At 59.5% G+C, this 13,965-nt stretch carries 10 protein-coding genes; all 10 read right to left on the bottom strand.

The window, feature by feature from the left end:
* Positions 1 to 54: 54 nt before the first annotated feature.
* The 10 genes from J3485_RS02960 to J3485_RS02915 all read right to left on the bottom strand — a co-directional run bounded on the left by J3485_RS02960 (position 55) and on the right by J3485_RS02915 (position 13,964).
* On the bottom strand, positions 55 to 1,320 hold the full coding sequence (locus J3485_RS02960) for a GumC family protein (RefSeq protein WP_206951092.1): 1,266 nt from the start codon (positions 1,318 to 1,320) through the stop codon (positions 55 to 57).
* 5 nt (positions 1,321 to 1,325) lie between these two features.
* A complete protein-coding gene (locus J3485_RS02955) occupies positions 1,326 to 3,737 on the bottom strand; it encodes a polysaccharide biosynthesis/export family protein (RefSeq protein ID WP_242538462.1) in 2,412 nt (803 codons plus the stop codon).
* A gap of 269 nt (positions 3,738 to 4,006) precedes the next feature.
* A complete protein-coding gene (locus J3485_RS02950) occupies positions 4,007 to 6,799 on the bottom strand; it encodes a YjbH domain-containing protein (protein WP_242538461.1) in 2,793 nt (930 codons plus the stop codon).
* A 238-nt stretch (positions 6,800 to 7,037) separates the two neighbouring features.
* Positions 7,038 to 7,685, bottom strand: a complete 648-nt coding sequence (locus tag J3485_RS02945; protein ID WP_206951089.1) for a YjbF family lipoprotein — start codon at positions 7,683 to 7,685, stop codon at positions 7,038 to 7,040.
* Between the two features lie 94 nt (positions 7,686 to 7,779).
* Positions 7,780 to 8,115, bottom strand: coding sequence for a hypothetical protein (locus tag J3485_RS02940; protein ID WP_206951088.1), 336 nt, complete (start codon positions 8,113 to 8,115; stop codon positions 7,780 to 7,782).
* 100 nt (positions 8,116 to 8,215) lie between these two features.
* On the bottom strand, positions 8,216 to 9,739 hold the full coding sequence (gene wbaP / locus J3485_RS02935) for an undecaprenyl-phosphate galactose phosphotransferase WbaP (protein ID WP_309477032.1): 1,524 nt from the start codon (positions 9,737 to 9,739) through the stop codon (positions 8,216 to 8,218).
* A gap of 397 nt (positions 9,740 to 10,136) precedes the next feature.
* A complete protein-coding gene (locus tag J3485_RS02930) occupies positions 10,137 to 11,021 on the bottom strand; it encodes a glycosyltransferase family 2 protein (protein ID WP_206951086.1) in 885 nt (294 codons plus the stop codon).
* Positions 11,018 to 11,818, bottom strand: coding sequence for a glycosyltransferase (locus J3485_RS02925; protein ID WP_206951085.1), 801 nt, complete (start codon positions 11,816 to 11,818; stop codon positions 11,018 to 11,020). The genes J3485_RS02930 and J3485_RS02925 overlap by 4 nt, the downstream gene beginning before the upstream one ends.
* A gap of 29 nt (positions 11,819 to 11,847) precedes the next feature.
* Positions 11,848 to 13,068 carry an oligosaccharide flippase family protein gene (locus tag J3485_RS02920; protein WP_206951084.1) on the bottom strand — a complete coding sequence of 407 codons (1,221 nt, stop codon included), beginning with the start codon at positions 13,066 to 13,068 and terminating at the stop codon, positions 11,848 to 11,850.
* Between the two features lie 29 nt (positions 13,069 to 13,097).
* Complete coding sequence (locus J3485_RS02915; protein ID WP_206951083.1) at positions 13,098 to 13,964, bottom strand: glycosyltransferase family 2 protein; 867 nt, start codon at positions 13,962 to 13,964, stop codon at positions 13,098 to 13,100.
* Position 13,965: the final 1 nt, after the last annotated feature.

The raw sequence follows: 13,965 nt of genomic DNA, 5'->3' as shown, positions 1-13,965 counted from the left end.
GCGGTGCGCGTATCGAGCGCGCTGAGTCCGCGCGCAACGCAACGCTCGCCGAAATCAAAGCACGCCTTCACGACTCGCTCGGGCTTTCTTTCCACGCAGCCCCCAGGCTTCCCGCATGCGGACGAACTTCTCGGCCGTTTCCGCGCTTGACCGAGCCACCCTGCGGAAAAACGCCGCGACCAACCCGAGTGCGAGACCAGCAACGGCCGAAACGAGCACGATCAAGCCCCGCCTCGGCGCACTCCTTTTTTCGGGTGGCGTCGCGACGTCGATCTGCTGCACGAGCGGCCCTTCTCTTGCCACATCGAGCTGAGCGAGTTCGAGTTGTTTTGTGAACGCATCGAGCTGCGCTTCCTGGTATTTGACCTCGCGATAGGCGCGGACAGTAGCAAGCGCAGCCGCGTCGTCGGATTTCTTGCTCGCATTGGCGCCATCGCCCCCCTCCAGCGTCGCGAGTTGCCCGCGCATGGCATCGATCTCGGCAAGGACTCGCTGCACGTCGGGATTGCTCGCGGTCGCGTAAGTGCGCATCGATTCAAGCTCTACTTCGCGCGAAGCGATTTGTGCTCGCAGATCGGCCGATTGGCGGATTGCGCCTAGCACCTGGGCATCGAGGCTCACCACGCCCGAGGACCGCTGGGCATCCTTGAGTGCGATTTCAGCCTGACTCAGCTTCTCCTTCGTCTTGTCCACCTGTTGCTGGAAGAACAAGCGCCGCTGCTGTGCCTCGGTCACCGCCAGACGGTCCAGCATCATGCGCAGCTCATCGACGTACGCATTTGCGAGCTGCGCGGCGAAGACGGGCGAGCGGTCGCTCGCCTTGATCGTGACGAACCCGGAATGCGAGTCGGCTGCAATGTCGACCCGCTCTTGAAGCTTCGTTCGTGCCGCCTGCATTAGACCGACGTCGTAGCGCTGCTCGAGCTTGAAACGATCGATGAGCCGGTCGGCAATCGTATCGCTCTTGAGCAGGCCCACATAAACCTGGTCAGGCGATTTGATATCCGGCACCACGCCCGCCATACCAGCCAATGCGCCAAGGCCAGCCAAGGCGCTCGATGCCGAGCTTTGTTGCTGCGGCGGCATCAAGACCGTCTGGCCGGTGTACATCGCCGGCAGCATCAGACTGACTACGAGCCCCACGAGCGTGACGACGAACGCCACCCCGAAGATCGTTCGCTTTTCCTCGCCAAGTGCGATCCCGACATCGAGCAAATCGATTTCTTCGACGCCCGGCGTATCGACGCCCGGCCCATCCCCACGCTTCGCTGGGTCCCCGTCGCGCTGCGCAGTCGTCACGTTCGTTGCCATATCGTTCATGGGGATTATCTCAGGACCTTGATGGCGGCCGCGCCAAGACCGAAGTTTGCCAGGACCTGCGTCCAGTCCTTCAATCCCGCCACGACCTTGGTCATGGTCGAGCGGCGATCGAGCTTCTCGGGCATCACGACCGTATCGCCCGGCATGAGTGGAGTCGCGTTGAAGGAGTGGAACCAGGTCGTCGAATTCTTGCGGAGCACGCTGCCGTCTGCGCGCAGCACGAAGGCCCCGGACGAATCGGCGACGTCCTGCTGTACGCCTGCGGCGCGCAGAGCATCCCCGACCGTGCGCCCCGGCCCCCAGAGCTGCGCATTTTCGTTGTCCACCGCGCCCACGACCATCACGTAGGACGGCATCGGCGGAACGTAAACCGCATCGCCGCCTTCCAGCGGGACATCGGGCAACTCGGCAACCCTATCGACGCTCGTCGGCAAATCGAGCGACACCCGTCCATTGGGCTTGAGCGAATGCAAGGTCTGAAGCTCGGACTGCTGCGCGTCGACGATCTGGTCCTGCACGGCCTTATCACCGTCGGGAACGTTCGCGAGCGCCGCGGCTAGCTGGCTGCCAGCCTGCCGCTCGGCACGCGCGAGCGCCGCATCGAGGTTGCGCTGCTGATCCTTGCGTGTTTGCTCGCGCGTGAGTTCGAGACCGTAGAGATAGGCCTGCGGCGTGGTCCCCCCCGCGCGGCGCAAGACGGTCTGCAACGTGTCTCCAGGACGCAACTCGTAGATACCGGCAGCACGAACCTCTCCGTCGACGCGCACGAGCCGCGTCTCGTCAGCGAGCGGCAAGCGCATGTCCTTCGTGCCGAAGATCGTCACGACATCGCCCGGTTCGAGCGGCAAATTGGCCTTCGGATCTTTCTTCAGGACGACATCGCCTAGATTGAATGGGATCAACTGCGTCCTGAGGTCGTTGTGATTGAGGCGCTCGATCACGGCGTAATTCCAATCCGGCTCGTCGACCAGGTTCTTCACCTCGGCCTTTGTCCGATCCAGTAGTTGTCCGCTCTGCCCGTCCTGCCCGTCCTGTCCGTCCTGTCCGCTCTGCCCGTTTTGCCCAGACTGCGCGCCTTGTTGGTACTGCCCGCTGCGCTCGGGCCGATCGTATTGCACCAGGATGTTCTTGCGCGTGAAGTAGTCGGGTGTCAGCAACGCGTCCGGATCGGGCAGCAGATCCGCGAGCGTCATACCCGGCTTGTAGGGATAGCGCAACGGCGCCGCGACGTTGCCGCGCAGCGTCACTGCGTTGGCGAATTGAGGGCTGATGTCGAACAACGTGATCACGTCGCCGTCTTTCACGGTACTCGCGAGCCCGGCGGCATCGAGCTTGAGCTCCTCGACGGTACGCGGCGCCCTGGCCTGGGTGGGATCGATGCGCTCGATGAGCACCTTGGAGCGGCCCGTTAACGCATTGACCCCTCCCGCATACTTCAGCAACTGCTGCAACGATTCGTCGTTCGACTTCAATTCGTAGATGGCCGGCGTGTCGAGCGCTCCAAGCAATGCCACACGCGGCCCCGCGGGTGGAATCACGATCACGTCGCCCTGCTCCAGATGCACGTCGCCGGCCGCCTTTCCTTGCGTGATGAAATCGTAGAGATCGAGCGTCGTGACGAGCGCGCCGTCACGACGAAGCTCGATCCGGCGCATCGACCCGTTCGGTGCCGGCCCGCCGCTTTCGAACAACGCGTTGACGAGCGTGGAGAGGCCCGACACCGTGTAGGCGCCCGGGTGGCGAGCACGCCCCACCACATAGACTTGAACCGAGTGAAGACGGTCGAGCGTGGCATTGGCGCCGAAATGAGTGTAGACGCGGCCAACCGCACCTTTCAAGACGCTGTTCAGCGCTGCGGCCTTCACCCCCGCAACCGTCACGGTGCCGATCTTCGGGATCGCGATCTGCCCATCGCGATCGACGGTGAGGCGCAATTGGCCATCGACGCCGCCCCAGAGGCTCAGCACGATTTCGTCGCCGGGCCCAATGACATAGTCCGCCGGCGCGGGCACATCTTGCACTGGCGCATAGGCTTGTCCCGCTCCACGTGTGAAGAGATTCTGTCCAAAGATGGGCAATATCCGGCCGGTGGTACGCGTGACGAACTTCTGCAGTGCCGTCGGCGGATCGATCTGAGCGACGCCCCGTCGTGCATCGCGCTCACTCGCCTCGCTCTCGGCGCTCTTCGACCCAAGCGCCGATGATGCCGGGTCGCTCGATGCGGCCGACGCGCCAAGCAGTCTCGGTGAATTCAGCGATGATCTCCCGAGACCCTGCGTGCGAATCGAAGCGGCTACCGACGACGCCGCCGCATCGCAATTGCCCTGACCGCTTTGCGCGTTGCACTGAAGGGAGGGCGGCAACGGCGGCAGGTCGACGGTGCCGGCATCCTGCGCATAGGCGGACATGCCGGCCATGAATTGCGCTCCGATACCAAGTACGACCGCGATTCTGACAGCAGCGTATAAACCGAAACGCCGCGGAGACACAGAGGAACACCGGAGGGCTACCTGCATTTCGATGCTAGCCTTGTCGAAAGAATAGAAAGACCACGAGCCGCACGCTCACCGGAAGCTACGGCAACTATAAGAAAAAGCAGAGCGACGTCAATGCGTGGCGCAATCGACCACGCAGCACGATTGCGACGGCCAACGCCGAACGCCAACCATCGCATGCTGCCTCGCCTTCATTGCCCGTCATCCGACGGCGGACGGTACCAGAGACTGCGCCAATCATCGAGCCGCGTCAGGTCGTAAAGCGGATACTGACGGTCGAGCTTCGCTCCGCCGTCACGCGTAAGCGGATGCCAGTCGAGTCGCGCGACGTCCGCGCTCGAGCGCGTCATCATGGCGTCGAACGGAATCGTCACGTAGATCCCTTTGTCGAAACTGCCCTCGCCGAACTCGGCCGATGATACGTTCGTGCGCGTCGCGTAGGCACCCATCGTGACGCCGTTGCGGAACGTTCGCGAGAGATCGAGCGTGGCGCCGCGGTCCCTCGCAAGGTAGCGGCCGACGCTGAGATCCATATGCACGCCGTGCCACCCCGTGTCCCAGTAGAGCGTGACGTTGCCCGTGACGGTGCTGTAGTCGAGCAGCGAGAAGTCCTGCCGGAAACCGCGCTGGCGAACCGCGTTCACGTCGACGCCGACAGCGAGCCGGCTTTGCGGCGGACGATAGAGCCACTCGCCTCCTACGCCCGCAAACATGCTTTCGAGCAAGCCGCCATAGAGGCTGTAGTAGTTCGAGACACCGATCTTGCCGACCTTCGTCAATTGCAGATAGGGAATCGTCACGCGCGAACTCGTCACATACTGGCGTATGTCGGTACGAACGTGCGGCAGCGAGCTAGGCGCATCGTAGGTGAACTTGTCGTAGTTGTTGATGAGGCCCACGTTCAGATCGCCCCCGATCCAAGCATCCTGCGTCAGCCGCAGCTCGGCGGAAGCATTGGCCGAAAGCTGGTACAGCACGAAACCGTTCGGCCCGCCGAGCGTCTGCTGATAACCGGGCCCCACCGCAATCTTGAAGCGCTGGGGCGGTTGTTCGAAGAGCATCGGCAACGCGTCGATCGCGCGCTCCGAGATCGGCGGGTGTGCCACGATGGCCGAGGCGCGTTCGCTCGGCGGCACCGCGCGCACGTGATTGTCGACCCACACCGAACGCTCGACCACGTAGTCGGCGACCGGCATGCCCCACCTCATCGGCAGTATGTGGAAAGTACGAATGTCAGGCGGCGTGTCGCGGTCCAGGACGTTCGCCACACGCTCTAGATGAGCTCGCACGTAAAAAGCGTTGGGATTATCGATCTCGACCAACAGGTCTGCGCCGAGACCGTGCACGCCAATAACGCGCCAACCGGTCTGCTGCTCGATGTCGGCAGCAAGCCGTACCCACCGCGCCGCGAACAAGGGTTTGGGCCCCACCGGCTTCGCGGCGGTCTGAGTCGCGTTCGCCGCCACTACGGATGAGGCGGGCGCCGAATCCGCGGCAAACGCCGAGGCCGGTGCGTCCGAAGAAGTGCTCGATGGTCGCTGCCATTGCGTATCGGCAGGCGGCACGCTCACCGGCAACGGCAGCGGATCGCCGAGTTTCGGCATGCTGGCATCTTTCAGGTTGCCGTGGATCGCGACGCCGAACATCAGGCGGCTGCCGCGTTCGTAGCCCAAGGTCAAATCGACGTGCTTGGACGCGCGGTAGACCGCACCGACGTTGATCGGCCACCGGTCGCGCAGGGCCATGCCGAACGGTTCGTGTTGATAGTTGTTGCCGTCGTATTCGACTTTGAGAAGCAACTTGTCGATGGGCGTCTGATACTGGACCCCGCCGAATAAAGATGTGCGCCCATGGAAATACGAGCCCAGCGAGAATTGTCCGGTGCCGGTGCTCTCCTGCCTCTGATTGAAACTCGAACCGAACACCGAGAGTGGATTGGGCAAATTCCCGCGGCCCCCCAGATAACCCCATCCGAGTCCGAGCGTCCAATCGAAGTCGCCTGCCCGCTTGCTGCCGACGACGTATTCGCCGCCGAACAAAGATGTTCCGCCGAGATCGCGAAAGCCCACCGAAACCTCCGGCAACCAGGCCGATTCCTTCCATAACCGGAATTTGGCGTCGATGCTTTTGTCCTTGTAGGTCTGCGTGCCGCTCAATGAAGCCGACCCGTACGCCTGATTGGTAACGTTGGTATAGCCGAAGACCAGCTCGAACCAATCGAGCGGCTGCAGCATCACGTTCAGCCTGGTGTACGGCGTTACGTTGGAGAGGCTGATCGATGCCTCACCGGCATCGGCCATCCGCGCCGTCGGCATCTGCAGTAATCCGATGCCCCCCCAGTCGTCGCTCGTCATCTGTAAATCGCGCGAGCGTGATTCGATAACTGGCGCAGGCAATCGCGAGTCCGGTTGCAGGGGGATATCGGACACCCGCCCTGCGGATTCGGAATCGGACACGCCCTGCGTCGCGAAAAAGTTCGCGATATGTCCGGAGACCTCTTGGGGCCACGCGCCCCCTCGGCCGGGTGCCCAGATCCACGCCCCCGGCGCGGGCAAGTCCTGCGCGCTCCGGTTCCACAACGCCACGCCAACGCGTTCCGCCCTACCGTCGGGCTGCGCGATCCAAGCGAAATCCGGATGTCCCCGGGGATCACATGCCAGTACGTAGTCAAGCGCCTCGGCATTCGGCACGTGAGGCCGAGTACACATCGACCCATCGGCGCGAATCACCGTGACGGAACTCGGGCGTGTCGGAATGATGACCTTATCGCCGCGTTCGAGCAACGGATCGCGGGCCGGATTCGCTTGCAGCCAGCGCGGATCGCTGTGCTCGACCACGACGCGGCCGGTTGCGGCACGCGACGAAATCAAGGCGATCATGCCTTCGCGCTGCGGGTCGTCCATGCCGCGTAGGGCACCGATCTCGCTGATCAAGCGCTGACGCTGCTGCTCCTGGGCGTACACCTCCTGCCGGGACTGCCACATGAGCCCATCGAGAAAAAGCGGGCCGGATTCCGCGGCTGCCCTCGAGTTGGCCGATACGGAACTAGCGACGAAATGCTCGGCAAGCCAGTTACCCAGATAAACGGGCGTCGTGATCGTCGTCGATTCGTTTGCCCACGCGGCAACGGACCAGCCGCACGCGAGCAGGCAAGTAAGCAGACGGGTTGCTCTTCGTACATGACCGCAGCCTATCTCTCGCAGCGTCATCGTCCAGTTGTGGTTATGAATTTGCCGGCCAACGCTGCCAACTGATGCAAAAGCTCCGACTGAGGCATTGCTCGCCATAAACGACGATGCCCTGCCCATTGCGAATGGAAACCCCATACCGCCCCGGCGGCAACGGTTCGCGCCCGCTCGACGTTTCCTTGAACCAACTCAACCGATCGACCGGCACGCCGACGAGATGTGTGCCGGACGGCGGCGCGATCGGGATGACGGACAGGGTGTCGACGACCCCATAGTCGTAGCCCGGCATCACGTCCCGCCGACGAGTCAGCGTGAGCGGCGCGGAGATGCTCGACCACGAGGGCAGCGCGGACAATCGGACGTTCGACCAATCCGTCGGCATCGCCGTCGTACCGACAACGCGGCCGTCCTGAAGACGCAGGACCTCAGCGCCGCCGGCGCTGTACCAGACCTCGACAGGAGTGTGCGGGGCGGGGTCGACATAGCCGAGAATCATGAGCGTCGACCGGCCATGAACGGTGACACGTAAATAGCGGTATCGCGTATCGAGCTTCGCGGTATCGGTCAGCTTGTCGCTGCGCCCTCTGAGCGGGGCGAACGTATCACCGATTACTTGAAGGGAAGTGGAACATGCATTTAAGAGAAATAGGCACGGCAATAGCGTTACGAGCCGATTGAACATTTACGCATACTGAACTGTGGCGGGGCTTCGGGCGACTCAAAGCAAAGAAAAGGCCCTATGGACGAGGGCCTCTCGACGCAGCGGATCAGTTTTATTACCGCGTCGTACCGGTCGTTCCCGTCGTACCCGAGGTACCGCCTCCGCCGGAAGACACGGCGGCGGCCAAACCGGCCGCCGCCGCCACGCCCAGGCCCACTGCGGCCACCGTACCGATGCTCACGCCGGCGATCGTGGTTGCGCCCGCGGCACCCGCCGCTCCCGCCCCAGTGGTCGCGCCTGTCGTCGCAGCGGCCGTTCCAGTCGGAACAGTCGTGCCCGTTGCCGTCCCGCCGCCTGTCGCAGCCGCGCCGGCGGCTGCCTCTCCCGCCGCGAATGCAGCCGGAGATACGACAAGCGCCGCGGCAGTTACCAAAGCGATCAATGCGTTCATGAGACTCCCCGAAAAAGTGAGTTTTCTCGACAAAAACATAGCAAAGATAGTAACAAGCGTCAAAAAATCAGAGCAATGCCATTTGCTTACCGATAGCAGGTCAATATGCCCCACGCCCCTGAATTACAACGCCGACCGTCTTGAACAAAACGGCGATGTCATACCAGATCGACCAGTTCTGCACGTACCAGGCATCGAGGCTGACACGCTCGGCATAACTGGCGTCGTTGCGTCCACTGATTTGCCAAAGCCCCGTCACGCCGGGCAAAACCCGCAGATACAGATTCACATAGGCGCCATAGCGCCCGAGTTCGGCGTCCACGATGGGGCGCGGACCGACAAGACTCATCTCGCCCCTGACGACATTGATGAGTTGCGGAAGCTCATCGAGGCTTCTCTTGCGCAGAAAGTTGCCGATCGGCGTGACGCGGGGGTCGTTCCTAAGCTTGAAGTCTTTGTCCCACTCGGCACGAGCCAACGGATCGTTAGCCAGCACCTCCTGCAATACCTTTTCGGCATCGGGGCGCATGGTTCGGAACTTGAGGCACTTGAACGGCTTGCCGTCGCGCCCCACGCGTGTCTGACCGTAGAAAGCCGTTCCGCCGGCATTGCGTATCATCGATGAAATGATGGCGAAAAGCGGCAACAGTAAGACCAGCAGGGTGCTCGCGACGACCAGATCGAACGCCCGTTTCAGCCATCGATAGCTTCTGCGCGTAAGGTTGTTGCGAACAGTGAGGAACAATACCTCGTGGCAAAAGAAATGCGAAAGTTGCGTGCCAAAAAGCGGCAAGCCGCGAATCGGCGGGATCACGTGGATATTCCGACGGCTTGCAGTAAGGTGCTGGAGAAGCGTTTGGCTTGCCGCGCATGACACATCGTCGAGCGCTACGACGAGTTGCGCGCCCTCGTATGCACGCAGCAGGTCGTCGAGGGTGGGCGATGGCGAGAAAACCGGATAGGTCTCCGTGCCGATCGAAATCCCCTCTCGAACGGCACACGCCGGGCTGGCCGCGTTCACGTCGACGAAACCGAGCAGCCGATAGCCCATACCTTGCGCGCCCCTCAGAGCCTGCCACGCGTCTCGAGCGTTGTCTCCACAACCGATGATCAGGACTGCTTGGCGCCAGAGACCCACGGCGTCGAGCAACGCCCTAGCGGTAACACGGCCCAGCGGTAAGATTGCAAACGCACAGCCCCACGTCCACAGCGTGACACCTCGCTCAGCGCCTATGCCCGCGTAGAAGATGATGGCGCCGGCTAACATCAGCACGACACTCAACGTCTGAGCGATTTCACGGAGCTCGTCCCCAAACGGCCGGCGACGTGCGTAATGTTCGAGGCCAACCCAGAACCACCCGACTGTCAGCAGCGTCAGCGCCAGATGAACGAATAGCGCCCTGGCGCCATAGCTCGCCCATGCAGCGGCGCCACGCGTGTCGGGAAGACCCAGCAAAGCGAAATCGACAAGGAGCACCAGCACGTCGGTACCCGCTAGCGTGAGTTTCACGGGCCAATAAACTTGGGCGAATCGCCCCTGCTCGGTGCGTCGCGCGCACAGCAGGCAAATGCCCAGGAAGGCAATCAGCGCGGCGGCGCATAAAACAGACGTGCGGTGGGCCATATAGAGGCCCCATTGCTCGAATGCAGGCGGCAGCGCGAATCCGGAGGTGGCCGCTTGTCGCACCGTGTCGGAATCCGGCATGTGGACCGCATATTGCGCGACGTAATTCTTGACCCCTTTCGCGGCCAACAGGACAAACAGAAGGGCGATGAGAGGAGGAAAAAGTGCGCCGCGCTTATTCATCACCGCCCCCCGCGAATGCACAGCTCCACACCGTGGCAACGCGCTGGACGATCGTGGTCGTGCAATATCCCATTTCTTGCCTCACCTATTATTATTTCTCGTGATTGACAAAGGCAGCCTCCCGTCGATGAAGCGCATCTCGTTCGAGACGCAGCAAGGCTGCCGCCACAGCGGAGACATTTGACGGTTGAGCAACGCTATCCGGAAAATGCGGTTACGCGAACCTCCTTGCGATGCCCAATAGTCTCGAGAACAACGGTCGAGGGATTACGGTGCTAGCGATGCCTTTGCACCAGTGCATCACCATCCGTTTTCCATAAAAACACATCGCCAACGCGACCTTCCCGCCATGCATGATCGACGCGCGATATGCATCCTTCAATCCAATGTAATACAAAAGATCGGAGTTGCCGCCAAGCCTGAAATTGACGACAAGGTCAGGCACATACCTTACCTTTAAATCCTTCCTATTCTTTACCAGGCGCAGCAGCCATTCGTAGTCCGGGGCAACCCGGAATCGCTCATCGAATAATCCGATCTCATCGAATAGAGCCCTACGTATGACCATCGTCGGAAAGTTGACGCAAGGCATCTGGTAGAAGGCACCCATCCTTCCAAAGAAAGCTGGATCCCCGTTCAATCGGTGCAACGGCGCCCCATCGCTGGACCGCACCTGGATATCTCCATAGACTATATCCGCACCGCTTACCGCGATTGCATCTACCGCCGCCTCGATAAATTTCGGCTCAATCCAATCATCGGCATTCAGAAAAAAAACATACCTCGCGCCGGACAATAAGATGGCTTTATTTTGCGCATCGACGATACCTCGATCTTTTTCCGAGACCCATTGATCGATATGCGCATCATACGATCTCAATATATCGATAGTCCCATCGTTCGAAGCCCCGTCTACGACGATGTAATCGAGGCGCTCCAGCGCGGTCTGTTGAAGGACGCTTTCAATGGTCGATGGCAACGTATCCACTGCATTGCGCACGAATGTCAAAATCGACACCGAGGGGTGTTGCGTCGAGACACCTCGGCTACCACCGCGAAGCACCTCCTCGACAGCGCCGGCGGACGTCGCGACCATCATTGGCCACTCCTGACTGCAGCGTAAAATATCCCCTTGAGCCAAGGCGGGCTGAGCCTGAATATCGGGTAGACCATAACGCCGACCACCCACCCGGTTATGCTGATTTTTCGAGCCATCAGAGCGCGGGTTCGAAATTTTACTTCTGTCCAAATATACCCAATACCCCCTCTTCTATTTCTTTGCTCTCGCGAAATTCTGACGTAGACCAGCGGCTTCTGGATGCAGTAATATTTTGCCCCTCGGAGCAATAGCTTGAGATAAAGATCATAATCCTCGAGCAATCCGACCGATTCGTTATATCCACCGACACTCATCAGCAGATCTCGCCGAAGAACGATAGTTGGATGAGATATGATGTTTCTATAATTCAAATATCTTGCGATCTGGCCATGAAACTCCGGCGTTCTTTTTGTCGCCAGTACTTCTCCTTCGACCTCAAACTCCGCATGCCAGGAGCAGATCACGTCTACCGCAGGTTCCGCGGCAAGCGCTTTCAGTTGCACCTCGAAGCGATCCGGGTGACAAATATCATCGCTGTCCATGCGGGCAATCAGGTCGTACTTAGCCGCGGTCAAGCCGTAGTTCAACGCCGCCGCAAGCCCCTTCCGCGCCTGTCGCAGTATGGTCCACTCGATCAGCGGTGCCGAGCCCCGTACGCTTTCAACCGCCTGTTCCTGATCTTTCGGAATCTCACCGTCGATGACCAGCACCACCTGTGCCGGCGGAAGGCGCTGCGTCGCAAGGCTACTCAATGAAGCCCGCAGCCATTCGGCCCTAACGCCGAAGTAGGTGGACATGAGCACCGTCAATGGCGCACTGGCATGCTTCATAGCTGGACGCTGATGCTGTATCGTCGAAGAAGAAATAGCCCGGAAGCAACGAAGAGCGATTCGGATAAAATTAATACACCGGCCATCTCCGTTGCCGAAAGTGCGCCTCTCAGAATCCATATCAAAACAAACCCGATCCCGAAGGTCGCGCAAAGAATTTTAATCAGCAAAAACTCTTGCTTGTTTGCGATCAAATATTGAGTGACGAAACCCTCGCGAATAGCCGTCAACACCGGCAATGCGGCGAGGATTTTCAGTACATTCGCGCCACTCGAGAACGCACGCCCAAAAACAACGTGAAGCAACCATCCCGAACAATCGAAGGTGATCAAGCCCGCTATCAATGCCATTCCAATCATTATCGCGGACGACAAGACTAGATTTCTTTCGGACAACGAATTCGGCGTTGCATTCTTACTGATACGGGGGAAGAAGGCAAATCTAATCGGCTGAGCCACGCTGTACATCGCGCGGGAAATTTTCTCCGAAGCCCCGTACCGTCCCACTTCGTACGAGCTGGCGAATTTTGCGAGCGCGAGCGGTTGGAGTGCTCCCAGAAGCGTTCCAATCAAATGCAGTAGGCCCATCGGGGCGGCATCGCGCCAGCAGGCCATCAAAGGCTTGCACCCCACCGATCGCCAGGAAAAACGTACGTTTGCCAGTATCAGGAGAATCGAGAAACTCGATGCAGCCGCGAGCGCTTGGATAGCGAAGCATCGCCAAATATCCGCGGGCCCGCGAACCAAAATATAGACACCAACGACCACAATGGTTTTACCAAGCGCATCACAAAGGCTCGGCATCATCATTTTTTCGATTCCCTGATAATACCAGGTAAGACTGAATCCTTGAAATGCACCAGCAAGAATCGCCAATACGAGTACCCAAAAATCAACTTTCGGAAGCAAGGCGAAGTAGTATGCCGTGAAAATAGCAATCGCCCCCAAAAGCGCCAAGCAGAATTTAATTAAATTGACATATACGAACGTTTCCGCCAGAAAAATCGCATTTTCTCTTCGACGCGAAATAGATCTTACGCCTGACACATGAAAGCCAAAATCGGAGATGGCTATCATGATTATCGAGATAGTCTGTGCGACCGTAAACACCCCCCACCCGGCGACCCCCAGGCGTGGTCCCAGGATCGGCAAGATGATTAAAGGCGCAGCCATCGAAATGGCATACGAAAAATAGAGGAAAACGATATTTCTAAGCACAACCATCGCTCCACGAGGTCGCCGGTTTGCTATCGACGAGACAGAGTGCGTAAGGTGTGAGTCAGCTTTGTGATGGAAGCGATCGTCGACGAGCTCGCGTGCTCGACAACGTACATACCGGCCTTCCGTAGGAGAGGCGCTTCCAGCCAGTCGTTGTGCGTCGGCTCTGCATAGGTATCAGTGGGTGGCGCATTGTTGAAGTAGCTCCCATCAACTAGCGAAACAAGCTTGTAATCCCTGTTGACATCGCGAAAACCAGCCCCCCAGCCGACTCCGTAGGTGGACGACCATTTCGCCTTGAACGCGCGAAAATCAACATCGAATGCCATGGACTTCTTAGGCGCGGCGGAAAAGTATCTCTCGATAGATGAAAATATTAGCTTGCTTTGATAGCACAACTGAGCTCGCCCACCGTTGCGCCAAACTCTAAGCCCTAGATCCGGGTCGCCATAATGAGAGATAAACTCCCTCGAAAACAGTCCGCCCACAGCCTCGGCACTCGCGCGGCTGATCGCCGGGTAGTATGGGTAATATAGACCATATACCGTGCCGAAATAATTTCCGCTTTTATTCTGTCCAGCGACGAAAGGAAAATGATTGCGTTCGTGCGTGACAATGAAATCTACGATATGCCTGAGCCAGCCGCGAGTCACCAGCACGTCATCGGAGAGTAAAACAATGATATCCCCGGACGCCGCCTCGTATCCACGGGCGATTGCATTGCAAGTACCCTGAGGCACGTCCTCCTTTAGCCAGACAATCAACCTCCCTTTAGGGCTAAATGGGCTGATGACGACGATTTCGTGCTCCACTCCTTGCGCCCCCAGATCTATCGAGCGCAGAAGACCGTCGAGCAGCTTTTCCCTTAGCGTCGGCACTATGATGCTAACCTTCATT

It is taken from the genome of Trinickia acidisoli, assembly GCF_017315725.1.
Lineage (GTDB): Bacteria > Pseudomonadota > Gammaproteobacteria > Burkholderiales > Burkholderiaceae > Trinickia > Trinickia acidisoli.
The sequence above is the reverse complement of the archived record's forward strand: the minus strand, read 5'-3'. Positions and strand labels throughout refer to the sequence as shown.